General features: G+C 71.8%; 26 protein-coding genes. 10 read left to right on the top strand and 16 right to left on the bottom strand.

From position 1 onward, the window contains the following. The first annotated feature begins 636 nt into the window (after positions 1–636). Both C6361_RS17035 and C6361_RS17030 read left to right on the top strand, forming a co-directional pair. A complete protein-coding gene (locus C6361_RS17035; RefSeq protein WP_107268318.1) occupies positions 637–957 on the top strand; it encodes a hypothetical protein in 321 nt (106 codons plus the stop codon). 463 nt (positions 958–1,420) lie between these two features. After that, complete coding sequence (locus tag C6361_RS17030; protein ID WP_107268317.1) at positions 1,421–1,813, top strand: hypothetical protein; 393 nt, start codon at positions 1,421–1,423, stop codon at positions 1,811–1,813. Between the two features lie 157 nt (positions 1,814–1,970). Here C6361_RS17030 and C6361_RS17025 read toward each other — a convergent pair whose 3' ends face one another. From C6361_RS17025 to C6361_RS17015, 3 genes are all read right to left on the bottom strand, one after another. Continuing rightward, positions 1,971–2,489, bottom strand: coding sequence for an AAA family ATPase (locus tag C6361_RS17025; protein WP_107268316.1), 519 nt, complete (start codon positions 2,487–2,489; stop codon positions 1,971–1,973). A gap of 285 nt (positions 2,490–2,774) precedes the next feature. After that, on the bottom strand, positions 2,775–3,638 hold the full coding sequence (locus C6361_RS17020) for a hypothetical protein (protein ID WP_107268315.1): 864 nt from the start codon (positions 3,636–3,638) through the stop codon (positions 2,775–2,777). Beyond that, positions 3,638–5,152 carry a phenylacetate--CoA ligase family protein gene (locus tag C6361_RS17015; protein ID WP_159079360.1) on the bottom strand — a complete coding sequence of 505 codons (1,515 nt, stop codon included), beginning with the start codon at positions 5,150–5,152 and terminating at the stop codon, positions 3,638–3,640. Before C6361_RS17015 ends, C6361_RS17020 begins: the two co-directional genes overlap by 1 nt. A 240-nt stretch (positions 5,153–5,392) precedes the next feature. On the opposite strand from C6361_RS17015, the gene C6361_RS17010 reads away from it, so the two are divergent. The 3 genes from C6361_RS17010 to C6361_RS17000 all read left to right on the top strand — a co-directional run bounded on the left by C6361_RS17010 (position 5,393) and on the right by C6361_RS17000 (position 8,972). Next, positions 5,393–8,026 (top strand): tetratricopeptide repeat protein, encoded by a 2,634-nt coding sequence (locus tag C6361_RS17010; RefSeq protein WP_107268313.1) that lies wholly within the window; start codon positions 5,393–5,395, stop codon positions 8,024–8,026. 62 nt (positions 8,027–8,088) lie between these two features. Further along, a complete protein-coding gene (locus C6361_RS17005) occupies positions 8,089–8,481 on the top strand; it encodes a helix-turn-helix domain-containing protein (protein ID WP_199853375.1) in 393 nt (130 codons plus the stop codon). An 83-nt stretch (positions 8,482–8,564) separates the two neighbouring features. Further along, on the top strand, positions 8,565–8,972 hold the full coding sequence (locus tag C6361_RS17000) for a VOC family protein (RefSeq protein ID WP_107268312.1): 408 nt from the start codon (positions 8,565–8,567) through the stop codon (positions 8,970–8,972). A 115-nt stretch (positions 8,973–9,087) separates the two neighbouring features. Here C6361_RS17000 and C6361_RS16995 read toward each other — a convergent pair whose 3' ends face one another. From C6361_RS16995 to C6361_RS39230, 3 genes are all read right to left on the bottom strand, one after another. Further along, the gene (locus tag C6361_RS16995; RefSeq protein WP_107263148.1) at positions 9,088–10,377 is read right to left on the bottom strand and encodes a D-alanyl-D-alanine carboxypeptidase family protein; all 1,290 of its coding nucleotides are present in this window, start codon (positions 10,375–10,377) and stop codon (positions 9,088–9,090) included. Between the two features lie 185 nt (positions 10,378–10,562). After that, entirely contained in the window at positions 10,563–11,525 is a 963-nt protein-coding gene (bla, locus tag C6361_RS16990; RefSeq protein ID WP_107268311.1) for a class A beta-lactamase, read from the bottom strand. Between the two features lie 60 nt (positions 11,526–11,585). After that, a complete protein-coding gene (locus tag C6361_RS39230) occupies positions 11,586–11,729 on the bottom strand; it encodes a CGNR zinc finger domain-containing protein (protein ID WP_369931434.1) in 144 nt (47 codons plus the stop codon). On the opposite strand from C6361_RS39230, the gene C6361_RS16980 reads away from it, so the two are divergent. Next, a complete protein-coding gene (locus tag C6361_RS16980; protein ID WP_199853374.1) occupies positions 11,707–12,093 on the top strand; it encodes a hypothetical protein in 387 nt (128 codons plus the stop codon). The two genes, C6361_RS39230 and C6361_RS16980, sit on opposite strands and share 23 nt — an antisense overlap. A gap of 19 nt (positions 12,094–12,112) precedes the next feature. Here the strand turns inward: C6361_RS16980 and C6361_RS16975 are convergent, their stop codons facing one another. The 4 genes from C6361_RS16975 to C6361_RS16960 all read right to left on the bottom strand — a co-directional run bounded on the left by C6361_RS16975 (position 12,113) and on the right by C6361_RS16960 (position 16,954). After that, positions 12,113–12,868, bottom strand: a complete 756-nt coding sequence (locus C6361_RS16975) for a LytTR family DNA-binding domain-containing protein (protein WP_107263143.1) — start codon at positions 12,866–12,868, stop codon at positions 12,113–12,115. A gap of 52 nt (positions 12,869–12,920) precedes the next feature. Further along, positions 12,921–14,099 (bottom strand): sensor histidine kinase, encoded by a 1,179-nt coding sequence (locus C6361_RS16970; protein WP_369931433.1) that lies wholly within the window; start codon positions 14,097–14,099, stop codon positions 12,921–12,923. Positions 14,100–14,222: 123 nt separating this feature from the next. Next, a complete protein-coding gene (locus C6361_RS16965) occupies positions 14,223–15,791 on the bottom strand; it encodes a sugar transferase (protein ID WP_234359533.1) in 1,569 nt (522 codons plus the stop codon). Between the two features lie 290 nt (positions 15,792–16,081). Beyond that, the gene (locus C6361_RS16960; protein WP_107263141.1) at positions 16,082–16,954 is read right to left on the bottom strand and encodes an Fpg/Nei family DNA glycosylase; all 873 of its coding nucleotides are present in this window, start codon (positions 16,952–16,954) and stop codon (positions 16,082–16,084) included. Positions 16,955–17,039: 85 nt separating this feature from the next. On the opposite strand from C6361_RS16960, the gene C6361_RS16955 reads away from it, so the two are divergent. After that, positions 17,040–18,212 carry a glycosyltransferase gene (locus C6361_RS16955; RefSeq protein ID WP_107268310.1) on the top strand — a complete coding sequence of 391 codons (1,173 nt, stop codon included), beginning with the start codon at positions 17,040–17,042 and terminating at the stop codon, positions 18,210–18,212. Between the two features lie 50 nt (positions 18,213–18,262). Here the strand turns inward: C6361_RS16955 and C6361_RS16950 are convergent, their stop codons facing one another. The 5 genes from C6361_RS16950 to C6361_RS16930 form a co-directional block, all read right to left on the bottom strand. Then, positions 18,263–18,991 (bottom strand): CDP-alcohol phosphatidyltransferase family protein, encoded by a 729-nt coding sequence (locus C6361_RS16950; protein WP_107263139.1) that lies wholly within the window; start codon positions 18,989–18,991, stop codon positions 18,263–18,265. Next, positions 18,966–20,033 carry an iron-containing alcohol dehydrogenase family protein gene (locus C6361_RS16945; RefSeq protein WP_107263138.1) on the bottom strand — a complete coding sequence of 356 codons (1,068 nt, stop codon included), beginning with the start codon at positions 20,031–20,033 and terminating at the stop codon, positions 18,966–18,968. The genes C6361_RS16950 and C6361_RS16945 overlap by 26 nt, the downstream gene beginning before the upstream one ends. After that, positions 20,021–20,752: a sugar phosphate nucleotidyltransferase gene (locus C6361_RS16940; protein ID WP_107263137.1), complete on the bottom strand. Its 732-nt coding sequence runs from the start codon at positions 20,750–20,752 to the stop codon at positions 20,021–20,023. Before C6361_RS16940 ends, C6361_RS16945 begins: the two co-directional genes overlap by 13 nt. Before the next feature lie 156 nt (positions 20,753–20,908). After that, the gene (locus C6361_RS16935; protein WP_107268309.1) at positions 20,909–21,748 is read right to left on the bottom strand and encodes a hypothetical protein; all 840 of its coding nucleotides are present in this window, start codon (positions 21,746–21,748) and stop codon (positions 20,909–20,911) included. Continuing rightward, the gene (locus tag C6361_RS16930) at positions 21,745–22,194 is read right to left on the bottom strand and encodes an NUDIX hydrolase (protein WP_107263135.1); all 450 of its coding nucleotides are present in this window, start codon (positions 22,192–22,194) and stop codon (positions 21,745–21,747) included. Before C6361_RS16930 ends, C6361_RS16935 begins: the two co-directional genes overlap by 4 nt. A gap of 112 nt (positions 22,195–22,306) precedes the next feature. Here C6361_RS16930 and C6361_RS16925 point away from each other — a divergent pair, with 112 nt between their 5' ends. The 3 genes from C6361_RS16925 (at position 22,307) to corA (ending at position 25,485) form a co-directional block, all read left to right on the top strand. Further along, positions 22,307–22,699: a cyclic nucleotide-binding/CBS domain-containing protein gene (locus C6361_RS16925; protein ID WP_107263134.1), complete on the top strand. Its 393-nt coding sequence runs from the start codon at positions 22,307–22,309 to the stop codon at positions 22,697–22,699. A gap of 139 nt (positions 22,700–22,838) precedes the next feature. After that, entirely contained in the window at positions 22,839–23,933 is a 1,095-nt protein-coding gene (locus tag C6361_RS16920; RefSeq protein WP_107263133.1) for a PLP-dependent aminotransferase family protein, read from the top strand. Positions 23,934–24,333: 400 nt separating this feature from the next. Continuing rightward, a complete protein-coding gene (gene corA, locus C6361_RS16915; RefSeq protein ID WP_107264508.1) occupies positions 24,334–25,485 on the top strand; it encodes a magnesium/cobalt transporter CorA in 1,152 nt (383 codons plus the stop codon). Positions 25,486–25,575: 90 nt separating this feature from the next. On the opposite strand, the gene C6361_RS37045 is transcribed toward corA, so the two are convergent. Next, a complete protein-coding gene (locus C6361_RS37045; RefSeq protein ID WP_159079359.1) occupies positions 25,576–26,190 on the bottom strand; it encodes a hypothetical protein in 615 nt (204 codons plus the stop codon). Positions 26,191–26,392 lie beyond the last annotated feature (202 nt).

The following is a 26,392-nucleotide window of genomic DNA, read 5'->3' as shown; positions in this document are numbered from 1 at the left end:
CCGTATGGCAAGATCCGGAACATGCGCCAAATGATCAGGTGCATCAGTGTGGGGTCGTTCAACGTACGTCCTGGTAGGACGCAAGGCAGCGCCGGTGGCGCGAGCCCCTTCTTAACCCTTTGCGGTGGGGCCAGCGACAGCGTTGACAGCAACGAGCCGGGACCATGACAGCGGGCGACGGCGGCGCGTCGACGAACGTCCGACGTCGCGGACGGGGGTAGACATCACTGCACAAGGCGCACAGAGCTTGTAAGCGAGAGGTCGAGGCACGGCTCCGCGTTCTGCCTGTCGTCAACCGATGCTTGATCGGCAACTGCCGAATAGCCCTGTTGTGGGATCAAGGCACCGCGCTGCGCGCGGTGTGGGCGCGGTGGCCCCGTCCGGCGGCAAGCCGCCCCGGCCGTCTGCGACGCCGGGGCGGGAAGCCGCCGACAGCCGACGGGCTGCCGCGCCTGCAGCATCCCGAATCCGGATGACGACCACGACCAGGCCGTGACGATCGCCAGCGTGGCTGGCCGCCGTCGAGCTTCTGGCGATCGGCTGCCGCGCCGGCTTCGCCGGCTTGCCCTCGGTCCTCCCAGGCCACCCCGCGCCGCGCCGGAGCCGACCAACACCGGGTCCGCCTACGCTGTCGCGATGGACGCGGGCAGGGTGTGGCGGCTGTACCACCGGGGCGAGCTGGTCGGCCAGATCGACGAGCAGAGTCACGATTTTCCCTGGACGTACGGCCGGTTCCGCCCGCTGCCGGGGTTCGAGCCGCTACGCCCGCTGTTCGTCGCCCGGAGCGCCGCCCTCGATGCGAACGACGACGAGGCCATGATCCGGATCGACGACGAGATCCGGGCCGCCCTCACGATGACCCACCCGGACGGCCGCCCGGTGGCCGAGTTCCTGCTGAGCATCGAGGACGACGAGGCCGGGTTCCGCTGGCACGACGAGCCCTTCGAGGACGGGTAGCCCGTGCCATTAGCGTGCCATTAGGGCAGGACAGCCGGGGTCAACCCAGGCCACCAGGGACCGCCGTGACCAGGCCGCCGGCCCCACGACCTGGCGCCCATCGGCAATTCCCAAGCTGACAGTGCGGGTTCGATTCCCGTCACCCGCTCCAACTCGAAGGCCTAGGTCAGAGGACAACTCCTGACGCTGGGCCTTCGTCGTATTCGATCTCTATCCGGGCGTCGTGCCCCTGGGTGCCCCTCCGGTTTCGCGTGCCCTTCCGCGCCCTCCGTCGCGTCGCCGGCCGGGTCGGCGGGCGCCTGGTTCTGGTCCCCGTTGCCGGTGCCGTCGGTGGGCTTGCGCGCGTCCTCGACGAGCTTGCTCAGCGCGTCGGCGATAGGCGGTCGCTGACAAAAGACGGCCCTCATCCAATGCGTGGACCCTCGACCGACTTGATGTCGGCACAGGGCGGCACACTGCCGGCATGAGCTACGACCTTGCGGTGTGGGAAGGCGCTCCTCCGGCTGACGATGTCGACGGCGGCGTTGTGTACGAGCGGCTCTATCAGGAGTTCATGGAGGACGAGGCGTTCGATCCGACCCCGCGCATCCGGGTCTACGCTGCGGTGCTGGCCGAGCGCTGGGCCGAGCTGACTGGCGGTGCGACGTCTGAGTGGGGTCCCCTGCTCGACGACGCCTCCGGGCTGATGATCTATCTGACAATGCCCTACGGCAGATCGAGGGAGTTGTCAGCCGAAGCTGCCAGACTGGCCGCTGAGCACGGTCTTGTCTGCTACGACCCTCAGTGGGAGCACCTGCGACCTGCCGACGAGGAGCACGAAGGCGCCGGGCCATCCACGGGCCATGAGCCGGTGTGACTCCAGGCCGAACCAGCTCCATCCCAGAACCGCGTCGACCAGGGGAAACGCCGTACCAGGACCCAGCCCGGTCCAATGTCGTCGCCCCGCGTACCCTTCCCTGTCCTCCGTCGTGTCGCCGGCCGGATCGGCGGGCGTCTGGCGGGTAGGCCGAGGCTCAACTCCTCACGGCCTCTGCGATCTGCAGGGCGGCCTGGGCGGGCGTGAGGTGCGCGGTGTCGACGACCTCGGCCTCGTCGTGTAGCCACGTGCGAGCCGCCTCCGCGTACGGCTCAAGGTATCTGAGGCGGAACGGGGAGGGGATGGCGTGTTCCCCCGCGATCCGCCGACGGAGGGTGTCCTGGTCAGCGTGGAGGACGAAGTGCCTCACCGGGATGGCATGGTGGGCGAGGCCTGTGGTGATCTCGCGCCAGTACTGCTCGACCAGGACAGTCATGGGAATCACCAGGGTGCCGCCGGTGTAGTCGAGTACGCGGCGGGCAGTCTCGACGACGAGTTGTCGCCATGGCGGCCAGTGCTGGAAGTTGTCCGTCGCAGGCAGCCCCGGCGTGATGTCCATGAGTGTCTCGCCGACCTTCTCGGCGTCGAACACCCGTGAGTCCGGGAGCAGTTGCTGCACGAGTGCACTGGTCGTCGTCTTGCCTGCGCCGTGGGTGCCGTTGAGCCACACGATCATCGAACCGAAGCTACCCGTGGCGCGTTGCCGGACGGAAGGCGGTCGAACCCGTCGCCGAGCCCGCGCATGGCGAACGCCGGTTGCCCGCACCCTGCGGGCAACCGGCGTCTGTTGTCCGGGCCATTACCGGTCTCAGGTCGACTTGCAGAGCGAGAAGCCAACCGCCGAGAGCGCGGTGAGCGCGTACCGGCAGTACTGCAGGTGCACCTTGATCATCTTTACACCTCCCTCAGTCTCCGAGTCCGATGGCGACCTGGTGGTCGCCGTTCATGGGCGGGGGCGCGGTCATGTCGCGGCCTGCGAGGTGAGGGGTTCGGCCCGCAGGTACTCGACCGTCGTTCGCTCCCGACCACCCGCGCGCCGCCGCCACCAGAAGTACTGGCCGACGACGAGCGGACCGATGACCACCATCGCCGGGATGGTCGCCGTCACCACTCCGGTGACCAGCAGCGCGAAGAGGATCGGCGGAATTGTCAGGCCGAGGACGAGCGCGACCAGTCCAGCCGCCCGCCCGTAGGCCTTGCGCATCACGAGTGGAAAGACCGTCAGGATCAGGACGTCACCGAGCCCGATCCGCAGGCCCGTCGCCAGGTTGCCCAGGTCCCAGCCGATGATCGGTACGAGCGGTGCGGTCGCGAGCCGTTCCATCACGTCGGTCATGACGGAGAGTTGCCACGTCGCGATGACGTCGTACCCGGTCAGCGCGGCGGCCAGCAGCGCGATGTCCCGGGCCTTCGCGCCGCTCTGCGCCCACAGGTTGGTCGCCCCGACGATGGCGATGACCATGACCAGGTTGTTCACGACCAGGAACGACGTGGCCGTGACCCCGTCGAGGACGCCGAGTGCGATGTCGGCCCCGATCAGCACCAGACCGACGGTGAGGGCCAGCCAGCCGTACCGCAGCATCGGCTCGAGGGTGACGTACATGGTGGCGAGGGTGCCGACGGCGAGCACCACGGTCACCACGGCGATCGGCAGGTTCAGGTAGAGGTACGGCAGCAGGACGAGGAGCGCGAGGAGGATCGCGATGTCGCTGCGCGTGACCACGCCGATCGGGGGTCGGTCCACTGTGAAGCGTCGGTAGAACCACCAGCCGGCGAACGCGGTGGCGGCCACGATGCCGATGACGACGTAGAACGACGTAGGCATCACGGCCTCCCGTTCGCGCCCGCGAGGGCCGGTTGGGCAACCGGCTTCCGGGTCGGGGCCTTCGGCTTCTCCGCGAGCTTGGCCATCGACCCCTCCCGCAGGTCACAGCGCAGCGGTCGCGGATGTTGGAGGTCCGCGCGGTCGGTGATGACCCGGAGGTCGCGCAGTGGCACCCCGCGCTCCTCCAGCGCGGTGCCGATGGCCTCTCGGGTGGCCGCGTCGTCGGCGCGGGCCACCACCTCGACGGCGACGCCGCCGGGGACCGCCCAGAAGCCGTACCGGGCGGGCAGCACGACCGCGTCGACCGAGTCCAGGGCCTCCACCACGTCCCGGACGAACACCCAACCGTCGTCGTGCCGGACGGCCAGTTTGAGCTTGCCGAGCAGATTGGTACTGGCCGGAATGCGTCGCATGTCGCAGGTCAACGGACCCGTTACCGGTCGGACCACGTCCTCGGTGTTGTAGCGCAGCAGCACGGTGGTGTCCCGGAACGGCGGCAGCGGGGTGGCGACGACCACCCCCGGTTCGTCCGCCCCCACCGGCCTGCCCGTGCCCTCCAGGTCGAGGAACTCGGCGAGTCCGACCGCCGGCTCGTAGTGCAGGTGAGCCTGGTTGCAGAGATTGGCGCCGAACGGCATCAACTCGGTCATCCCGTAGTTCTGCAGCAGGGTGATCGGGCCGAAGACCTCCTGGGCGCGACGTTCCAGGCCGGCGGTGATGATCTCGCCGCCCATCAGGATCCGCTCCAGACCGAAGTCGTTCGGCTGGTAGTTGCCCTCCCGGGCAGCCTCGATCAACTGGCCGAGATACGACGGGTACGTGGACATCACGCTCACGTACGGCTTGTGCCGGGGCAACCGGTGCCGTTCGGAGAGCAGCGCGAGCGTGTGCTCGGGGCTGACCAGCCCGGCGGCGTGCATCACCGCGCCGATCGCCCCGGCGGCGAACGACACCCCGTGTACGCCGAGCCGCGCCCTGGTGCTGATCGACACCTGTACGAAGTCCTCGGGAGTGATGATCTCCCGGTTGAGGAAGGTGATGGCCGAGAGGACGCCGATCAGGTGGTACTCGTCGTCGGAGAACCACACCGTGGTGGGCCAGCCGGTGGTACCCGTGGTGGTGCTGCGGTGATGCGGCCGGGCTCCACTGCGGACGAAAGCCTCGGGGTCGTCCCGGAGCGCCTCCTTCGGTGTGACCGGCACCGACGCGATGTCGTCGAACTGGATGCGGCGCGGATCGAGCCCGGTGCGCTGGAACACCTCGGCGTAGTACGAGGTCTCCCGGGCGGCCCGCACCGCCTGCTCACGGAACCGCCGACTCTGTACGACCTTCCGGGTCTCCTCGTCGAGAGAAGGTCCGCCGAGCATGTCCCCGCCGGTGCTCGTGATCGGGCCGAGTTCCTCGTACGTGGCCCGCATGGCCGTCATGATTCGGTCGAGGGAGCGCCGGTGGAAGGGTCTGTTGAACACCATGGAGGTACCGAAACGCAGGGTCGCCCATGCGGTTTCTAGCATCTGTGCTCCTTGACTGGCCCGGGGGTGAGCTGCCTTGGCGGAGGCGATCACAGCGTCTTCGGCGGCCGGTCGGCAGCCGGCGCGGACGTCCTGTCGGCATCGACCTCCTCCGGAGGGCTGGCCGTGAGAGTGCTGACCAGTGCATTCATCAAAGGCGGCCGGTCCCCGCCGGTCCAGGATCTTGAACCGGACGTTCTGCCGGACGTACGGTTGTGCTACTGGTGACTGGACGGGGGTCAGATGGCACCAGAGACGGAGTTCGCTGCGCTGCTCCGGCAGCACCGGCTCGACCGCCGGCTGACTCAGGAAGAGCTCGCCGAAGGGTCGGGGATCAGCTCCCGTTCCGTCCGGGAGATGGAACGCGGCCGGGGGCGCAGCCCGCGACCACGGACGGTCGAGCGGCTGGCGACGGCACTTGCGCTCACCGGGACCGCCCGAGACGAGTTCGTCCTCGCCGGACGTCTGCTCTTCTGGGCCAATCGGCCCGGCCAGCCGAGACCCGGCCAGCCCAACACCGGCCAGCCGAGGCCCGACCAGCCCAACCCCGGCCAGCTCAACGCCGGCCAGCCCAACCCTGGACAGCCCAGTTCCGGCCGGTCGCGGATAGCTGCCCCGATCGCCACCGCCGCACCGCGGCAGCTACCCGCCGACCTCTCCGACTTCGTCGCCCGCGAGGACGAGGTCGGCCTGCTCCGCCGGGTGCTCGCGCCGACATCCGGAGCCGCGAGGCTGGTCGTCATCTCCGGGCCGTCGGGTGTGGGTAAGACGGCGTTGGCCGTACACGCGGGGCACTCGCTCGCCGGTAGTTTCCCGGACGGACAGCTCTACGCGGCGCTGCGGGACACCCAGGGCCAACCGGTCGATCCTGCCGAGGTGTTGGCCTCTCTGCTGCGGGCGCTCGGCGCCGACGGTTCGGCACTGCCGACCGGGCTGGACGCCCGAGCGGGTTTGTTCCGAACGCGGCTGGCCGGGCGACGGGTCCTGCTCCTCCTCGACGACGCGCACGGCCACCGTCAGGTCGAGCCGTTCCTGCCCCCCGAGGGCACGGCGGTCATGGTGACCAGCCGTCTTTCGCTCACCGGACTCTCCGGCGTGACCGCGATCGACCTGCGACCACTCCCCACCGCCGCCGCGATCGACCTGCTCTGCCGGGTATCCGGCGGGGACCGGGTGCGGAACGAACCAGCCACCGCCGAGATCGTCGACGCCTGTGGCGGGCTGCCACTCGCGATCCGGATCGCCGGGGCGCGGCTCGCCGCTCGCCCGCACTGGACGGCGGGCATGCTCGGCAAGCGGCTCGCCGACGAGCGGCACAGGCTCGACGAACTCCGGCACGGTGACCTCGCCGTACGGCCGGGTCTCCAGCTCGCCTACCAGGGGCTGACGCCGGCCGCCGCCCGGGCGTTCGCACTGCTCGGCGGGCTGAACGTGCCGACGTTCCCCGGCTGGCCGGTCGCCACTCTGCTCGATTCCTCCCCGGACGTCGGCGCCGCCGTACTCGAAGAGTTGCTCGACGCCCGGTTGCTGGACGCGCTCGGTCCGGACCAGGCCGGTCAGCTGCGGTACCGGTTCCACGAGCTGACCCGGCTGTTCGCGCGTGAGCGCCAACAGGACCGGATCAGCCGCGCCGAATGGGCGGGCGCGCTGGAGCGGACCGTGTCGGGCTGGCTGGCTCTCGCCCGCAACGCCCAGGACCGACTCGACTGCCGGAGATTCCACCTCGACGACCGGAGCCATCCGGCGGTCGACGTCGACCAGCGGGCCGTCGCCGTCGCCACCGGCCGGCCCGTCGAGTGGTTCGAGGCCGAACGGGAAGCGCTGGCTGCCTTGGTGCCCGCCTCCGCCGAGGCCGGCCTGGCCGCCGTCACCCGGGCCCTCGCCGGATGCAGCGCCGACTTCTACCAGCTACGTGGCTACTACGACGACTGGCGTCGGGGGATGCTTGCCGCGCTGGACTGTTGCCGGAGGGTCGGCGACCGGCCCGGCGAGGCGGTGGTGCTCCGCGGGCTCGGCAGTTGCCTGGTCGAACTCGACGATCCCGACGCGGCGCTGTCGACGCTGCGGGCGGCACGGGGGGCCGCGGCGAACCTCGGCGACGAGGCCGGGGCCGCGATGACGGGTAGGGACATCGGCTTCGTCCTCGGCCTGACCGGCCGGCTCGCCGAGGCCGAGACCGAGCTGCGCGCTGCCGTGGCGGCACTGGGACGGGTCGGCGAGCGCCGGACCAGGGCCCTGACCCTCACCAGTCTCGGGTTCGTGTTGCGGCAACGCGGTGACACGGACGAGGCGCTACGGGTGATCCGGGATGCGATCGCGATCGCCCGGTCGTGCCGGGACAGGTTTCTCCAGGCGTGCGGCCTGCGCGGCCTCGCCGGTGCGCTGCTGGCCGCCGGCCGGGACGGCGAGGCGGAACAGCCGGCCAGGAAGGCCGCCGAACTCTTCGCGCGGATCGGTGATCCGATCGGTACCGCGCAGAGCCTGCGCGCCGTGGGGGAGGCGCTGGCACACGACGCCAGCCGCGCGGCCGAGGCCCAGGAGGCGCTGGCCAGCGCGGTGGTCATCTTCCGCGACCGGGGTAACGACTGGGGCCTCGCCCTGGCGGAGTTGAGTCTCGGCGAGATCGAGGTACGCCGTGCTGGGGCAGACGCTGTCGGCCGTCTCCGCCGATCCCTGCGCTACTGGACCGACCAGCAGGTGCCGGTGCTGCGGGCGCGGGCCCTCGTCGCCCTCGCCGCCGCGGCGGAGTCGACGGGCGATCCGGCGGCCCGGGGACTCCTGATGGACGCGTATCGGCTCTACCAGGAGCTGGGCGTACCGGAGTCGGCCGAACTCGCCGAGCGGCTCGGTATCGACATACCGGGCCGGATGCGCTGACGAGGCGGGTCCGATCGCGGGCTGCCGGACGTCACGGGGCAGCACCGTGGTGTGATGGAGCCGTGCGCCGTGCCGTGGAGGAGAGCAACCGCCGGATGCTCCGGGCACGGGACGCGATGGACCGGGCGTACGCGCAGCCGTTGGACGTACCGGCGCTGGCCCGGATCGCGCACGTCTCGGAGGCGCACTTCGCGCGTACCTTCCGGGCGACCTTCGGCGAGACGCCGCACCGCTACCTCCAGCGGCGTCGGGTCGAGCGGGCGATGTTCCTGCTCCGGGAGACCGAGCGCAGTGTGACCGACATCTGCTTCGATGTCGGCTTCGGCAGCCTGGGCACCTTCAGCCGTACGTTCCGGGACATCGTCGGCCGCTCGCCGAGGGCGTACCGGAAGGAGACGGTGGCGGTCGACGTCCCGACCTGCTTCACGATGGCCTGGATGCGGCCGAGTTCCTGACCGCGCTGACCTGCCGGTACGCCCCCGCACACTGATCAGTTTTGGATAAGTTTTCGGCCGGCCCCGGCCGTAGCGTGAGGGACATGTTCAACAGCATCACGCACTCGCAGATCTACGTCCTCGACCAGGACGAGGCCCTTGACTTCTACGTCGGCAAGCTCGGCCTGGAGGTCAACACCGACACCGATCTCGGATTCATGCGCTGGCTCACCGTCAACATCCCCGGCGAGCCGGAGCGGCAGATCCTGCTGACGACGCCGGGCCCGCCGGTGTTGAGCGAGGAGACGGCGCAGCAGGTCCGCGAGCTGGTCACCAAGGGGGCCACGGGCGGCTGGCTCATCTTCAGTACCGACGACTGCCGAAAGACGTACGAGACGCTGTTGGCCCGGGGGGTCGAGTTCACCGAGGAGCCGACCGAGCGCCCGTACGGCATCGACTGCGGCCTGCGCGACCCCTTCGGCAACAGCATCCGCTTCACCCAGTCGAAATAGTGCCGCCATCCGCCATCCACGGCAGGCCCCGGCCGGGACACGCGTCCCGACCGGGGCCTTCGACGTTCGCAGACCGGATCGCACCAAGTGACCGACCGGGACGGTACGGCGCCGGTCAGCGGTGCCGGCGGATCCGCTCCCAGTTGCTCGGCGGCGCCAACCGCGCCCCGCTGTGCAGTGCGCCGGTGACCGGAGCACCCTCACCGGCGACCGCGGTCAGCTGGCCGTGCGCGGTCTGTGCCGGCAGCCGGGCCGGTACGGCCGGCACGTCGACGTCCAGGCGTACCCGCATGCCGGGCCAGCCGACCACGGCCAGGTCTTTGCCGGCGTGGATCGTGGTGCCGGTGCCGAGCGGCCCCCGCACGGTGGCGACCTGGTCGCCGGCCCGGACGACCGGATGCACCCCGAGCGCGGCCGTGGCGGTGCGCACCAGCGGACGGGTCGCCTTGAACACCCGATCGAGCTGCACCGGGGTGTTCGCGCCGGGTTGCCCGAGGACCGCGCCCACGATGGTGATCTTCTTGCCGCCGACCTTGACGACGGCGGCGAAGACGAGACAGCCGCCCGCCTCGTCGGTGGAGCCGGTCTTGATCCCGACCACGCCGTCCCGGCCGACCAGCGAGTTGTAGTTCTGCACCGTGCCGGCGACCGGCAGGGTCGCCTTCTTCTGCGCCACGATCTCCGCGAACGCCGGCAGCTCCATCGCGGCGCGGGCCAGGATCACCTGGTCGACGGCGGTGCTCACGGTGCCCGGATCGAGGCCGGACGGGTCGGTGTAGTGGGTGTCCTTCATCCCGAGGGCGTCGGCGGTGGCGTTCATCTTCTCGACGAACGCCGGGACGCTGCCGGCGTCCCAGGCGGCGAGGATCCGGGCCATGTTGTTCGCCGAGGGCAGCAGCACCGCCTGGAGTGCCTGGCGTTCGGTGAAGACCGCGCCCGCGACGACCGGCACCAGGGATTCACCCCGGGCCAGCTCCGCCGGGTACGCGGCGGCCTGCGCGGCGCTGACGGTCAGCTTCGGCCCGTGTTCGCCCCGGTCGAGCGGGTGCTCCCTGAGGATGACGTACGCGGTCATCACCTTGGTCACGCTGGCGATCGGCACCGGTTCGCTGCCGCCCGACGTGCCGAGCGAGCCGACCGGATCGACCGAGAGCGCCGCCTGCCCGGTCCTCGGCCACGGCACCACCGGCGCCCTGCCGGGAATGGTGGTCGACTCGGGCAGGGTCCGGGTGACGGCCGCGGCGGGCAGCGGGTCGCGCAGCGGCGCGATCGCGAAGAGCGTACCGCCGGCCAGGAGCACGATCAGCAGTCCGCTGATCAGTAGCCAGTGGCTGCGGGTGCGACGCCGCTTCGGCGGTGGAGGCGGCACAGGTTCGAGTACCTGGGTCGTCGCGGAGTCGAGCATCGCTGAAGATTCCCCCCGTGTGGCGCGCCGGCCCGCCGCACGGCGCGGCCGGTGCGCTGCTGTCGGTTTCGCCGCGCCGGGTGCGCCTCGGCAGGTCGGGGCAGCAGATCGCGCGGTCGAAGTAGTGCATTGTCGCACCGCGCGGCAACCGCCCGGTCGGGCCGGCGAGCCGGCGGGCGGCCGGCTCAGCCTCGGGTCAGGGTCGCCACGGCGTACTCGGTGGCCCTGGCGATGATCGCCTGGTCGTGGTCGGCGTCCCGGGCGGCCCTGCTGGACATGATCGCGATGACCAGCGGCGGGGAGTTCGGTGGCCAGACGACGCCGATGTCGTTGACCGTGCCGTAGCCGCCGGTCCCGGTCTTGTCGGCCACCGTCCAACCCTTCGGCACACCGGCCCGGATGCGCCGGGCGCCGACGCTGGTGGCGTTGCGTTCCAGCAGGTCGCGGAGGAAGGCGCGCTTTTCGGGTACGAGCGCGTCGCCCAGCAGGATCTTCTGGTAGTCGGTGCCGATCGCCCGGGGGGAGGTGGTGTCGCGCGGATCTCCCGGGGTCGCCTGGGTGATCGCCGGTTCGATCCGGTCCATCCGGGTGACCGTGTCGCCGAGACTGCGCGCGTACGCCGTCAACTGGGCCGGCCCGCCGAGGTCCCGCACCAGCAGGTTCCCGGCGGTACCGTCGCTGTACCGGACCGCGGCGTCGCAAAGTTGCCGGATCGTCATCCTCCCCCGGTCGACGTGTCGCCTGGTGATGACCGCGTTCGCCGTCAGGTCACGCCTGGCGTACCGGACGACGGTGTCCAGGTGGGTCAGCGGGTTGCGGGCCAGTACCGCCGCCGCGGCGAGTCCCTTGAACGTGGAACAGAACGCGAACCGCTCGTCCGCCCGGTGCGCGACGACGGTGCCGGTGCCGGTGGCGAGGGCGTACACCCCGAGCCGCGCGTCGAACTCGCGCTCCAACCGGAGCAGTTGGTCGTGCCGGCGTGGCGGAGCGGCGGTGGCCGGAGACGTGCTGGCCGGGGCCGTGCTGGGCGGTGGAGCCGAGGCGTGCGGCGGTGCTGTCGTGGTGCCCCTCGCGCAGCCGGTCAGCGGCGCTAGCGCGACTGCGCCGAGCAGGGCCCGGCGGGTGACGGTCGGACGCGATGGTGCCATTCTTCTTTCCCCCGTTGCTGAGTTGCGCGGGCGGCGGGCCGCCCGTGTTCCGTGCGGCCGTCAGCGGGCCCGTTGCCGGTGGGCGCGCGTCGTGGCCCGGCTGCCGCAGATGCCCATGGTGCACCATCGGCTCCGGCCGGCCGGGCTGCGGTCGTAGTGGAGCCAGCGGCAGCCGTGCGCGGTGCGGGGGTCGCGGCCGGCGATCGCGGCGCTGCACGACGAGGCCGAAGACGTCGACCAGACGGACTGGCCGCAGATCCTCGCCCTCTACGACCTGCTGGAACAGCTCGCGCCGAGCCCGGTGGTGACGTTGAACCGGGCGGTCGCGGTCGCCATGGTGCAGGGCCCGGCCGCCGGGCTGGCCCTGCTGGAGACCCTCGCCGCCGACCGGCGGATGGCGACCCACCACCGGCTGCTCGCCACCCGGGCCCGACTGCGGGAACTCTCCGGCGACCCGGCCGGGGCGGCGGCCGACTACCGGGAGGCCGCCCGGCGCACGGCGAGCCTGCCCGAGCGCCGCCACCTGACCTCCCGGGCCGCCGAGCTGGACGCCCGGCGGCGCCCCTGACCGGGTACGCGTCGACGGGTCAGCGGTTCCAGTCCTGCTTGGCGGCCCGGACCAGCTTGTCCTTCAGTTCCCGGGTGTGCCGGCGGCTCACCGGCAGCTCGGTCTCGTCGACCACCACGACGTACCCGGAGTTGGCGAGCCGGAGTTCGGCGATCAGCCGGAGCTGCACCAGGTAGGAGCGGTGGATCCGGACGAAACCGGCGTCGGCCCACCGCTCGGCGAGGGTGGCCAGCGGCACCCGGACCAGGTGCGAGCCGTCGGCGGTGTGCAGCCGGGCGTAGTCGCCCTGCGCCTCGACCCAGCGGACGGCGGAGCGGGGCAGCATCCGGGTGGTGCCGGCCAGCTCGACCGGGATCGTCGGGTCGGGTTCGGCCCGGGCCAGTGCCGCCGGATGGGTGGCGACGACCCGGGAGCCGACCACCCGGCGCAGCGACTCGGCGAGCCGTTCGGCCCGGACCGGCTTGCGTACGTAGTCGGTGGCGCCGAGGTCGAAGGCGTCGACCGCCCCGTCGTCGTACGCGGTGACGAAGACGATCGCCGGTGGCCGGGCGAACCGGCGGAGTACCCGGGCCAGCTCCATGCCGTCGAGGCCGGGCATCCGGATGTCCAGGAAGACGACGTCGACGTCGGCGTCCCGGAGCACCCGCAGCGCCTCGGTGGCGTCCCCGGCGGTGTGCAGCCGGGAGACCCGTGGGTCGGCCCGCAGGTGGTACGCCAGCTCGTCGAGCGCGGGTGGCTCGTCGTCGACGGCCAGGACGCGCAGGAAACCGGTCACGGGGCACCCCTCCGGGTCGCTCGCCCGTCCGCGTGCGGGTGCGGGCAGCCGGTCACGCGCTCGCCCGGACGTGGCGGTGGAACTTCGGTATCCGCATGCTCACCTTCGTACCCGATCCGAGGTCGGTCTCGACGACCAGGCCGAACTGGTCCCCGAAGACCGACCGGAGCCGCTCGTCCACGTTGGAGAGGCCGACGTGCTGGCCGGAGTCGTCGGCCGGGTCGGCGGCGGCGTCGGCGATGCCGGCGGCCAGCACGGCCGGGTCCATCCCGACCCCGTCGTCCTCGACCGTTATGTGGCATTCCGCCCCGGCGTCCCGGGCCTCGATGCTGACCATCCCCACTCCCGGCTTGCGGGACAGCCCGTGCCGGACGGCGTTCTCGACCAGCGGTTGCAGGCAGAGGAACGGCAGGCTGACCGGCAGCACCTCCGGGGCGATCTGCAACTTCACCTGGAGCCGGTCACCGAACCGGGCCCGCTCGATGGTCAGGTAGCGGTCGATCGAGCGCAGCTCCTCGGCCAGCGTGGTGAACTCGCCGTGCGCCCGGAACGAGTAGCGGGTGAACTCGGCGAACTCCAGGATCAGCTCCCGGGCCCGCTCCGGGTCGGTCCGGACGAACGAACCGATCGCGGTCAGCGCGTTGTAGATGAAGTGCGGGCTGATCTGGGCCCGCAGCGCGCGTACCTCGGCCCGGGCCAGCCGCTCCCGGGACGAGTCGAGTTCGGCGAGCGCGAGTTGGGCGCCGGCCCAGTGCGCGGTCTCCAGGGCGGCCTGCACCAGCCCGGGCGCCGGCTGGTCGTCGGCGATCGCCACCAGCGCCGCCCCGGCCCGGCCGTCGGGCCCGGTCAGCGGTGCGATCACCGCGCCCCGGACCGGGCAGTCGACCCGGTCGCAGCGCAGCTCCGACTCGCCGAGCACGGTCGACCGCCGGGTCCGGATGGTGTTGACGGCGGCGGCGAGGAGCTGCTCGCCGTGGTGGCCGCCGCGCCCGTCGAGGGCGAGCAGCCGGTTCCGGTCGGCCAGCGCGAGCCCGGCCGAGCCGACCAGGGTACGCAGGTGGCGTACCGCCTTGGCCGCGCCGGCCGGGGTGAGTCCGGCGCGCAGCGGCTCGGCGGCCAGTCCGGCGGTGTGCAGTACGTCGTAGGTGGCCCGCTGGGTGGCGGTGGCGATGCCCTGCCGGGCCCGCAGCCGGACGACGGCGAAGAGGGCAGCCGCCAACGCACTGATCATCGCCACCACGGCGACCGCCGTGGACAGACTGGGCCACCCCACCCAGAGATCCTGACGGTTGGTCGACCGGTTCGCCAAGCCACCGATCCGGCCGGATCCGTCACCGGCCGGTCCCGATGTCGCCTAGTACGCGCCCTTGCGGGCCAGTACCACCCCGACGGTCCGCCACAGGATGCTCAGGTCGTACGCCAGCGACCAGTTGTCGACGTAGTAGAGGTCCAGCCGGACCGCCTCGTCCCAGGAGAGGTCGGAGCGGCCGGAGACCTGCCACAGCCCGGTGATGCCGGGCCGGACGAGCAGCCGGCGCCGTACGTCGCCGAGGAAGTCGCCGTCGTCGGCGGGGAGCGGGCGGGGACCGACCAGGGACATCTCGCCCCAGAGCACGTTGATCAACTGGGGCAGCTCGTCGAGCGAGCTGGCCCGGAGGAACCGCCCGGCCGGGAAGACCCGGGGATCCTCCTTGATCTTGAACAGCATGCCGTCGGTCTCGTTCTGGTCGACCAGGCTGGCGAGCCGCTGCTCGGCGTCGACGTACATGGTGCGGAACTTCCAGACCCGGAACGTCCGGCCCTCGTGCCCGACCCGGGGCTGCCGGAAGAAGACCGGGCCGGGGTCGGAGATCCGGATCGCGATCGCGATCGCGGCGAAGAGCGGGACCAGCAGCAGCAGCCCCAGCCCGGCGGCGAACCGGTCGAGCAGGTTCTTCGCCAGCAGCGCCGGGCCGGAGAGGGTCGGCTCCTCGACGTGCAGCAGCGGCAGGCCCTCGATCGGCCGGATGTGCACCCGGGGGCCGGCGATGTCGGTGAGCTGCGGCGCCACGATCAGGTCGACGCCGGAGCCCTCCAACTGCCAGGCCAGCCGGCGCAGTTCGCCGGGCTCGGTGCTGGCCGAGCCGCAGACCGCGATGGTGTCGCCGCCGACCTCGCGGACCAGCGAGAGGATGTCCCGGCCGGCGTAGACCGGGATCGGCGTCTCGATGCCCCGGGCCGCGGCGTAACCGTCAGTGAGATGGATCGCCACCGGGATCAGCCCGGCCGCCGGCACCCGGTTGATCGCCGTGTAGACCTCCAGCGCTTCCGGCAGGGTGCCGACCAGCACGATCCGCTGCGCGGCCTGGCCGGCGCGGCGTCGCACGGTGTGCAGCAGCAGGCGGGCGGCGGAGCGGGCGAGGAGCACCAGCAGCAGGGTGCCGAGCAGCGCGGTGCCGACGGTCCACCGGGACAGGTCGGTCTTGGTGGCGAAGGCCAGGAACGAGACGCTGGCCGCGACCGCCACCCCGGCCCGGGTGACCCGCTTGAACTCGTCGGTGCCGAGCCCCAGGTAGCGGCGGTCGTAGGCGCCGTTGGCCCAGAGCACGATCAGCCAGCCGAGCGGGAGCAGCAGATAGGAGACGGTGTGGAACCAGGTGGGGTCCTTGTCCGCGTCGGTGAAGCCGGCCGCCGCCTGGTCGAACCACTGGATCGCGGTCCAGCTCGCCAGCACCGCCGCCCCGAAGTCGAGCAGCAGCAGGATCGCGATGTAGGGCCGGTGCCAACGGGAGACCCGCCGCCGCGCCCGCGCCCACGCCGAACGGGGTACCCCGTTCGTCTGCGGAGTGGTCGGTGGCTGGATCTCGAAGCTGTCGACGTGACGCAGAGTACTCGGTCGGCCGCTGCCTACCGGGCGCTGGAGGCTTGTCGTCACCTCACCCACGTCCTCCCGCGTGACACGTGCCGCCCATTTGCCGTAAGGGCTCGGGTCGCCCACCGTCTCAGTCTCTCCCATGCAGGCCCCGATCCTCATTCGGTCCGGAGGCCGCGGAGTCGCAGACCGGGGTCACTATACCGACGGACAACCGTGGCGGTAGAGCCCGGCGGTTGCCGGTTTCTTGCCCAGTGGGCGTTTTTGACCCGGTGTACGAGCCGGGATCACTTAACGTACAAGCAGGATCGCTCAACCTACAAGCACGACCACGCAGCGGGCGAACCCGATCACTCAACGCGTCAACGCACCAGCCGGGAGAGGCGGCGGTCGGCGAGCGGCTTGCCGCCGGTCTGGCACCTCGGGCAGTACTGGAGGCTGGAGTCGGCGAACGACACCTCACGGATCGTGTCGCCACAGACCGGACAGGGCAGCCCGGTCCGGGCGTGCACCCGCAACCCGGCCCGCTTCTCCCCCTTCAGCTCCGCCGCCCGCTGCCCCAGCGACCGCTCCACGGCATCGCCGAGCACCTGCCGGGTCGCCTCGTGCAGCGCCGCCATCTGCGCGTCGGTGAGCCGGTTGGTCAGCGCGAACGGCGACAGCTTCGCCGTGTGCAGGATCTCGTCCGAGTACGCGTTGCCGACCCCGGCCAGCACCTCCTGGTCGGTGAGCACGCCCTTCACCTGGCCCTTCCGGCCGCGCAGCCGCTCGGCGAAGGTGGGCAGGTCGGCGGCGAGCGCGTCCGGCCCGAGCCGGGACACCCCGGGCACCTGGGTCGGATCGGTCACCAGGTAGACGGCGAGCTTCTTCTGCGTACCGGCCTCGGTCAGGTCGAAACCGGACCCGTCGTCGAGGCGTACCCGCAGCGCGATCGGGCCCTTGCCGGGCTTGAGCGGCACCGCCGAGTTGAACGACTCCCGGTAGTGCAGCCAGCCGGCCCGGGCCAGGTGGGTCACCAGGTGCAGCTCCGGCCCGCCGTCACCGGCCAGCGTCACGTCGAGGAACTTGCCGTGCCGGCCCGCGTCCACGACCTCCCGCCCGGCGGCCGCCGTCGGCGCCGGGTCGTACGTCTTCAGGGCGCTGATCGCCGCGACCTCGATCCGGTCGACCCGCCGGCCGACCGCCCGCTCGCGCAGGTAACCGGCGAGCGCCTCCACCTCAGGTAACTCGGGCACGACATAAACGGTAGCGTTCAATCCCGGCCACGCGCGGAACGCGCGGAACGGGGGAGGACGCGATCATGGAGGAGGGGCGACCGGCGTGCAGGTGATCGTGGCGCACAACCGCTACCGCGAGGCGCAGCCGTCCGGCGAGAACACCATCGTCGACCAGGAGATCATCCAGCTCCGGGCCGCCGGGGTGACCGTCCATCCCTTCCTGCGCAGTTCCGACGAGATCGCGGAGTTCTCCCCGGCCGCCAAGGCGCTGCTGCCGGTCTCGCCGATCTACGCGCCGAAGGCGCAGCAGGAGCTGAGCCGGCTGATCACCGAGCACCGGCCGGACGTACTGCACCTGCACAACCCGTACCCGCTGCTCTCGCCCTGGGTGGTCCGGACCGCGCACCGGCACGGGGTGCCGGTGGTGCAGACGGTGCACAACTACCGGCAGGTCTGCTCCTCCGGGCTCTACTTCCGGGACGGCAAGATCTGCCAGGACTGCCGGGGCCGGGCGCTCGGCGTGCCGGCGATCGTGCACCGCTGCTACCGGGGCTCCCGGGCGCAGAGCGCGCTGATGGCGACCACCCTGGCCGTACACCGGCCGACCTGGCGTTCGGTGGACCGCTACATCGCGCTCACCTCCGGGATCGCCGCGCACCTGCGCGACTACGGCATCCCGGCCGACCGGATCGTGGTCAAGCCGAACGGCATCCCGGACCCCGGCGTGCCGGCCCCGCTCGGCGAGGGCTTCCTCTTCTTCGGCCGGCTCTCCCCGGAGAAGGGGGTCGGGCTGCTGCTCGACGCCTGGCGCCGGCACCCGGACGGCGCGCTCGGGCCGCTGCGGATCGCCGGGGACGGCGAGCTGCGGCCGCTGGCCGAGGCAGCGGCGGCCGAACGCGCCGACGTCGAGTTCCTCGGCCCGCTGGACCGGGCCGGGGTGGCCGCCGCGCTCCGGGCCACCGCCGTGGTGCTGGCCGTACCGACCTGGCACGACGTGCTGCCGACCGTGGTGATCGAGGCGCTGGCCGCGGGCCGCCCGGTGCTGGGTACCGCGCTCGGCGGCATCCCGTACCTGGTCGGCGCGGACGACCCGGCCGGTGCGGCCGGCTGGCTGGTACCGGCCGACCCGGCCGCGCTGGCCGGGGCGCTGCCCGCCGCCCGGGAGGCGGCCGCCGCCGTCGCCCCGCTGGCCCGATCCCGCTACGAGCGGACCTTCCACCCGGACGTGGTCACCAAGCAGCTCTTGGACGTCTACGCCGGGATGGCCCGGCGCTGACCCGCCCGCCGATCGCGGTCAGCACCGCCGGGAGTCAGCACCGCCCGGAGTCAGCGGAGTGAGGCGCGGGCGGAGAAGGCGATGCTGGCCAGCAGGAAGCCGCCGTTGACGATCGTGAACGCGGCGACCAGCCAGGTCGTCCACTCCGGCACGACGGTCAGCACCAGCCCGGCCACGAAGATCACCGCACCGTAGTCCCGGATCAGCTTCACCAGCCGTACCGGCAGCGAGGTCGAGGTGACCATGCTGGCCGCGTTCGGGCCGGCCGCCATCACCGAGGTCACCAGGTTGACCATCCAGGTGCCGGCGAAGGCCGCGACCAGCCAGATCGGCGCCGAGGGCCGCTGCGCCACCGCCGTCGCCGACAGCGCGGTGACCAGCGCGATCTGCGCCGCCACGTCACAGAGGATGTCCACCCGGGCGCCCGCCGGGCTGCCCTGGCCGGTGACCCGGGCGAGCTGCCCGTCGGCGCAGTCCAGGGCGTACGCCAGCTGCCAGCCGAGCAGCGCGGCGAGCCCGACCGCCCAGGCCGGCACGTCCCCGGCGGCGACCGGCCCGGCCAGGGTCACCACGGTCACCGAGACCGCCAGCCCGAGCACCAGGTTGGCCATGGTCAGCGCGGTGGGTGGCAGGCCGGTCCGGTGCGCGGCCAGGGCCAGGGCGGCACCGATCCGCTGGCTGATCGCCTCGCTGAACAGCCCACCACCCCGGTTGACCCGGTAGAAGTCGGCGGTGGTGGGCGGGGACACCGGGTCAGCCGAGATGTTCACGGATTGCATCGACGTAGTTTGCCAGCCGTTCACCGATCGCGGCAGGAGGCAGGTCGAGGTGTTCCAGGATCGTGTACCGGTCCGGCCGGGTACGCGGGGCATAGTGGACGGCGGCCACGAACTCCTCGTCGGTCAACCCCAGCTCGGCCGGGGTGGTGGGCAGGCCGTGCCGGTGCAGGCAGGAGGCGAGCTGGCCGAACCGCTCCAGGTCGCCGCGGAGGAAGGTGCAGAAGAGGGCACCGAGCCCGACCTGCTCGCCGTGCGAGCCGGTACCCGGGTTGAGCCGGTCCAGCGCGTGCGAGATCTCGTGGCAGCCGCCGCTGGCCGGCCGGCTCGACCCGCAGATCGAGGAGGCGATCCCGCCCAGGATCAGCGCCTCGGCCAGGGTGGTGAGGAAGGCGTCGTCGGTGATCTTTCCGGGGTGGTTGAGCAGCGCCTCGGCGCCGGAGCGGGCCAGCGTGACGGCGAGCCCGTCGATCGGCTCGGCTCGTACCCGATGGGCCAGCTCCCAGTCGGCGATCGCGCTGAGGTTGCTCAGCGCGTCCCCGATGCCGGCCTGGGTCTGCCGGTCCGGGCCGTTCTCCACGAAGTCGAGGTCGACCACGATGGCGATCGGGATGTGCACCCCGTAGGAGCCCTTGCCGCCGTCGTGGTCGAGCGAGGCGGTCGGCGAGGCGATCCCGTCGTGCGCCAGGCTGGTCGCCACGGTCACCATCGGGATGCCGTAGCGCGAGGCGGCCCACTTGGCGGTGTCGATGGTCTTGCCGCCGCCGATCCCGACCACCGCGTCGTAGGAGCGGCGGTGCAGGTGCTCGCCGAGTTCCTGGGCGGCGTCCAGGGTGCCGCCGGTCACCGTGAAGACGTCGGCGTTGCCGAGGCCGGGCCGGCAGAGCTCGGCGATCCGCTCGCCCTGCCCGGGGCCGACCACCACCGCCACCTCGCCGCCGGCCGAGATCCGGCGGTCGGCCAGCAGCGCGCCGAGGTCCGCGACCGCGCCGCGGCGCACGTCGATCACCAGCGGGGTGTTGACGGTACGGGCTAGTAGTGGCATGCGATCTCCCGGGCTCGGGCCAGGTCCTCGTGGTTGTCGACCTCGACCCACGGCAGGTCGCCGATGGGTGCCGCACGCACCTCGCCGCCGCGCTGGGCGAACTCCTGGTAGCCGTCCTCGTAGTAGAGGTTCGGGTCGCGCCGCCAGGTCGCCTCCAGGGCGTCGGCCAGCTCACCGGCGACCCGGGACTCGATCACGGTCGCCCCGATGTACTCCCCGTACGCCTGCGCCGGGTCCATCAGCTTGCTGATCCGGACGAGCTGGCCGGAGTCGTCGAAGACGGTCTTCATCTCCTCCTCGGCGAGCTTCTTCACGGTGTCGACCGCGAGCAGGATGCCGGGGCCGCGCCGGGCGAGCAGGGTCTTCTCCACGTCGACGGGGTGCACGGTGTCGCCGTTGACCAGCAGCGCGCCCTGGGCGAAGTGCTCCCGGGCCAGCCAGAGCGAGTACGCGTTGTTCCACTCCTCGGCCTTGTCGTTGTGCACCAGGGTGAGCCGCACCCCGTACCGGCTCTGGAGGTCGGCCTGGCGGGACTCGACCGCTTCGGCGGCGTACCCGACCACCACGGTCACGTCGGTCAGCCCGACCTCGGCCAGGTTGCGCAGCGCGATGTCGAGGATCGTGGTCTCGCCGTCGACCGGAATGAGCGCCTTGGGCAGGGTGTCCGTGTACGGCCGCAGCCGGCGACCCGCCCCCGCGGCCAGTACCACACCGATCATTCCGGGTCCTTCCTCGCGACACGTCCGACGCAGGGAGGATAGCGCCGCGTGTCCGGAGTACGAATTCCCGGAGAACGCCGGGCCAACCCATGTCGATGCGACGGCGGGTGCCCGGGTGCGAACCGCCCAGGCGGGCGGTTACCGGACCGGGGGAGGTCAGCCGGGCAGTGCGGCCAGGTCGGCGAGGAGCCGCAGCCGCTCCGCCGGGGTCAGTACGGCGTACGGGCCGGCCGCCCGGCGATCCGTCTCCAGCTCGATGGCGATCCGTTCCGGCCCGGCCGCGAGTTCGGCGATGCTCCGGGCGGTGTGCCCGGCGGCCTGCCAGGCGGCGGCGTGCGCGTCGGCCCGGTGGTAGCGCAGCGTGCCGAGCCGGTTGAGCAGCAGTACGCCCGGCGGGCTGCCGTCCGGCTCGTACGGCGGTGCCATCGCCTCGAAGGCCCGTCCGTCGGTCGGCCCCTCGACCGGGCCGGTTTCGACCGGAGCGGGTGGCAGGTGACCCTGCCCGACGCCGGTTGCCGGGATCTGGGCGGGACGCAGTTCGTCGAGCGCGGCGGAGAGCAGCAGACCGAGGGTGCCGACGAGCCGGCGTACCCGTTCGGGGTGTGCCGCCCAGAGTTCGCCGGTCACCTCGGCGTGCACCTCGGCGAGCTCGGCCAGGAAGGCCCGGCCGCGTTCGGTGGCCAGGATGCCGCCGTCCGGCTGCCGGTGCAGCATCCCGTGCGCGACCTGCTTGTCCAGCACGCGCTGGCATTCGGCCGGGTCGCCGTAGCGGAGCAGGGCGGCCAGCGCGACGCTGTCGATGGTGCCGCCGGGGGTCGCGAGCCTGGTCCGGAAGTCGATCAGGAAGCCGGTCGCGGCCGGGCCGCCGTAGCTCTGGACCAGCTCGGCGCCACCCCGCACCCGGGCGGTCGCCATGACACCGCGGAAGACCCGGTCGACTGCCGGCCAGACCAGCGCGGCGGCCTGGTGCGGGGCGAGCGGGACGGAGTCGTTCACAGGCCGATCAGGTGCAGGGCGCGGAAACCGTCCTCCGCGATCCGCCGGATCAGCCCGTCGTTGACGTCGCGGTGCTCGTCGAGCAGTGCGATCTCGTCCTCGGCGAGCCAGCGGAACTCGGTGTGCTTGCCGGCCTCCAGCCGGGGGCGGGTGAGGTCGCCGTCGACCCGGACCAGGTAGTCGGTCTCGATCCGCTCGATGCCGTCGTCGGGGGTGTAGCGGTATTCGCCGACCGTGCCCAGCACCAGCGAGACCGTCCAGCCGGTCTCCTCGGTGACCTCACGGAACAGCGCCTCCTCGACCGTCTCGCCGGTTTCGAGGTGACCACCGACGATGTCCCAGGTGTTGGGAAAGAGCTTCCGGTTGGGGGACCTTCGCTGGAAGAAGATCCGGCCCTCGTCGTCGACGATCAGGGCTCCGGCGCAGCGTAGGGGCTCTGTGGACACGGGTCGAGACTAGCCACCCCGGTCCCGCCGCCCACACCGCCGCTTGTGGTTCCCCCGGGGAGCGTCCAGTCTGTCCGTGACCGGTGTCCCCGTCCCAGGGATGTGATGAGTGATGCGGGTACGTGAAGCGATGTCCGGCGATGTCCTGATAGTCGGTCCCGAGCACACCCTCCGACAGGCCGCCGAGATGATGGCGCAGCGCGGGGTCGGTTCCGCCGTCGTCGTCGACCCCGACTCCGAGGGCGTCGGCATCATGACCGAACGTGACGTGCTGAAGGCGGTCGGCGCCGGCCTCGACGTCGACGTCGAACGGACCGCCGCGCACCTCACCCCGGAGGTGGTCTACGCCGGACCGGACTGGACCGTGCACGAGGCGGCCGAGGCGATGTCCAGGGGCGGTTTCCGGCACCTCGTGGTGCTGGACGACGACGAGGTGGTCGGGATGATCTCGGTCCGGGACATCGTCCGGGTCTGGGTCGGCGCCCCGGCGGTCGCCTCGATCTGACCGGAGTCCCCCCGTCCGGCGGCCGTCGCCATCGGCCACAACCCGGCGGATCGCCCGCCCGGCGGTTTCAGCCGTCCAAGATACGGACATTGTCGTGCCTCCGCCCGGGACGCTGGCGGCGCCCGTACGCTGGGTAGTCATGACTGTCGAGCAGCTGATCTCCTTCGCCCGTGGGGCGCCGTCGCTGGACATCGTCGATATCGAGGGGCTGAAGGCTGCGGCCGTACGCGCCTTCGACGCCGATCCGGCCGGCATCACCGGGTACGGGACATCCGTCGGATACCCGCCCCTGCGGAAGTGGATCGCCGACAAGCATGGCGTCGAGGTCGACCAGGTTCTCGTCACCAACGGATCGCTCCAGGCGGACGCCTTCCTCTTCCAGCACCTGGTGCGTTCCGGCGACCCGGTGGTGGTGGAGCGGCCGACCTACGACCGGACCCTGCTCAACCTGCAACGCCAGGGCGCCGAGCTGCACCCGGTCACCATCCAGCCGGACGGGATCGACACCGACGAGCTGGGCAAACTGCTCGAATCCGGGGTACGCCCGAAGCTGGCGCACATCATCCCCAACTTCCAGAACCCGGCCGGGGTGACCCTGTCGCAGGAGAAGCGGCAGGCCCTGCTCGACCTCGCCGCCGAGTACGACTTCACGATCTTCGAGGACGACCCGTACGCGGACGTCCGGTTCCGGGGCGAGCCGCTGCCCTCGATGCTCTCGCTGGACCGGGAGGGCACCGTGGTGCACGCCTCCAGCTTCACCAAGACGGTCTGCCCGGGGGTCCGGGTCGGCTACCTGGTCGGGCCGGCGCGGCTGATCGCCCACATCGCCAAGGAGGCGACCAACCTCTACATCTCGCCCGGCCTGGTGGCGCAGGGGATCGTGCACCAGTTCTGCGTCAACGGCGACCTGGAGCGCTCGATCCGGACCGTCAGCACCGCCCTCGGTGAGCGGGCCGCCACGCTGGCCGCGTCGCTGCGGGAGCACATCCCGGACGCCCGGTTCACCGAGCCGAACGGCGGCTACTTCCTCTGGATCGAGCTGCCGCAGAACGTGCACGTGGACCGGCTGGCACCGGCGGCGGCCGAGCGGGGCGTCACGGTGGTCAAGGGCAGCGACTTCCTGGTCGAGGGGGGTCGGCACGCGCTGCGGCTGGCGTACTCCGGGGTCACCACCGACCAGATCGAGGAGGGGGTCCGCCGGCTCGCCGACGCGGTACGGGCGGTGCGGGAGTAACCGCCGCTTAGCTGACCAGGCCCTTCAAGGGAACCTTCTGTCAGATATCTGACAATAGTGGCGGATGGCGAATTCGGGGCTTCCTACGTGCCGGTAGCCGGCCCACAATGCTGCGAGCGCCACTCGCGTGGAGGCGACCCGTTCCGGCACCGGACGGCGAGTCTCCGGCCGTGGCTGGCGCCCACGAGCAGAACCCCCGCCCCCACGGCGCCGGGTGGGCCGTCCGCACCTTACCCCCCGACGTGGACGGTCCACCCGGCGCCACTTTTCACCGCGCCATCCAGGGGGCCGTGCCGCCACCGGCGGCGCCACCAGGGGTGATCCGCGACATGTCCGGTGCCGAGCATCGGCGGCGTACGCTGCAACGCGCACCCGAACGGGCCGAAAGGGGGCGGTGGCGATGCCGGATCAAACCGATTCCGACCGAGTGGCGGTCAGTGGGAACAGCCGACCGAGACCCCGGGCCTGGACGGCGCCGGTCCGGGCGGCGGTGACCCGGATGCTGAGCACCGAGGCCGGTGGAGGGCGGACCCCGACCGACTCCCGGCCGGACGGGCTGGGCATCGTCGACTGCGGGCTCTACGTCGACGGGGTACGCCAGCCGGGGCAGACGGGCTACGCCGAGGCGCTGGACGCGGCGCGGCAGCAGCCCGGCGCCTTCGTCTGGCTGGGCGTGCACGAGCCGAGCCAGGCCGAGATGGCCGGCATCGCGGCCGCGTACGGGCTGCACGAACTCGCCGTCGAGGACGCCGTCAAGGCGGAGCAGCGCCCCAAGCTGGAGCGCTTCGGCGAGGTCAGCTTCCTGGTGCTGCGTACCGTCCGGTATGTCCGGCACGGCGAGCTGACCGAGAACTCCGACGTGATCGAGACCGGCCAGATGATGCTCTTCATCGGGCCGAACTTCGTGCTCACCGTCCGGCACGGGGACGCCTGCCGGCTGGCACCGGTCCGCTCCGAGCTGGAGGCCCGGCAGGAGATCCTCCGCCAGGGACCGTGGGCGGTGGCGTACGCCGTGATGGACCGGGTGGTGGACATCTACCTGGAGGTGACCGACCAGGTCGGCGACGACCTGGACATACTCGAGGGCGAGGTCTTCGCCCGGCAGGCGCACGGCCGGATTCAGCGGATCTACCAGATGAAGCGGGAACTCGTCGAGTTCAAGCGGGCGGTCGTGCCGCTGCAACGGCCGATGATGACGCTGACCGCCCAGGTCAACCGGGAGATCCCCAAGGAGATCCGGCGCTACTTCCGGGACGTGCAGGACCACCTGACCCGCACGGTCGAGCAGGTCAACTCCTACGACGACCTGCTCAACTCGATCCTCCAGGCCCGGCTGGCCCAGGTGACGGTCGACCAGAACAACGACATGCGCAAGATCGCTGCCTGGGCCGCGATCGCCGCGGTCTGGACCGCCATCGCCGGCATCTACGGGATGAACTTCGACTTCATGCCGGAGACCGGCTGGAAGTACGGCTATCCGGTCGTACTCGCGCTGATGCTGGCGATCTCGCTCGGCCTGTACCGCTGGTTCCGCCGCAACCGCTGGCTCTGAGCCCGCCGCCGGAGACGGTCACGGCGGCGCGGGGCGCTTCCGGCCCCACACCGCCGTGACGGTCCCCGAACGTCGACCCGCGGTCGCCGCTCAGTTGCCGCTGTTGCGGGACGCGGCCGTACCGAGCAACCCGTCGGATCGGTCGCCGCTCTTCGTCGACACCTTCCGGGCCCCGTCGGTGATCGGCCCGGTCGAGATCTTCTCGCCGGCCGTCGCCGTACGGTCCTTCACCTTCTCCGTCGGCACGGACTTGTCCCCGGTGGTCTCCCGGGTCGTGCCGCCGGCCGAGCTGTCCATGATCGTGGCGGCGTCGTCGCGTACGGCGTCCAGCGTGGCCGCCGGGTCGTACTCGTCCCACGGGCGCTGCCCGCGTCGCCGCACCACGACCGCGCCCATGGCGCCGGCCACCGCCCCCGCGACCAACAGCCCGGTCAGGACCGGCCAGCGTCGACGCATCATCGAGTTCTTCTTCCGCATCGCTCTCATCTTCTTCGACCTCGCCTTGCGGGCGACCGAGCCGGCCTGGCGGGCGCCGTCCGTGGCGGCCGTCGCCAGCGGCGCAAACCTGGTCATCGCCGACTCCCAGCCGTCCGACGCCGTCGCCCGTACCCTGGTCGCCGTCGGCGCGAGATAGGCCTGGGCGGCGTACGCCCGCGGTCCCACCGTTGCCCCGACCCCGGACGCCGCGTGGGTGGCCGCGCGCATCAGGTGATCGAAGCTCTCGCCCAGTTCGGCCTTGACGAGCTTCCTGTGGGATCTGCGCCCCCCGAATCCAAACACCGGTCCCCACCTCCTTGGGTGTTGTTCCCCAGTCATCCTGCACCTTCGGATGCGCCCGCACTGCCAGAACGGGCACATGGGAGGATCCGCATAGAACCACCTACCAGCGCCGGCCTGCGCCTCCTGG

The organism is Plantactinospora sp. BC1 (genome assembly GCF_003030345.1).
Taxonomy (GTDB): Bacteria; Actinomycetota; Actinomycetes; order Mycobacteriales; family Micromonosporaceae; genus Plantactinospora.
The sequence above is the reverse complement of the archived record's forward strand: the minus strand, read 5'-3'. Positions and strand labels throughout refer to the sequence as shown.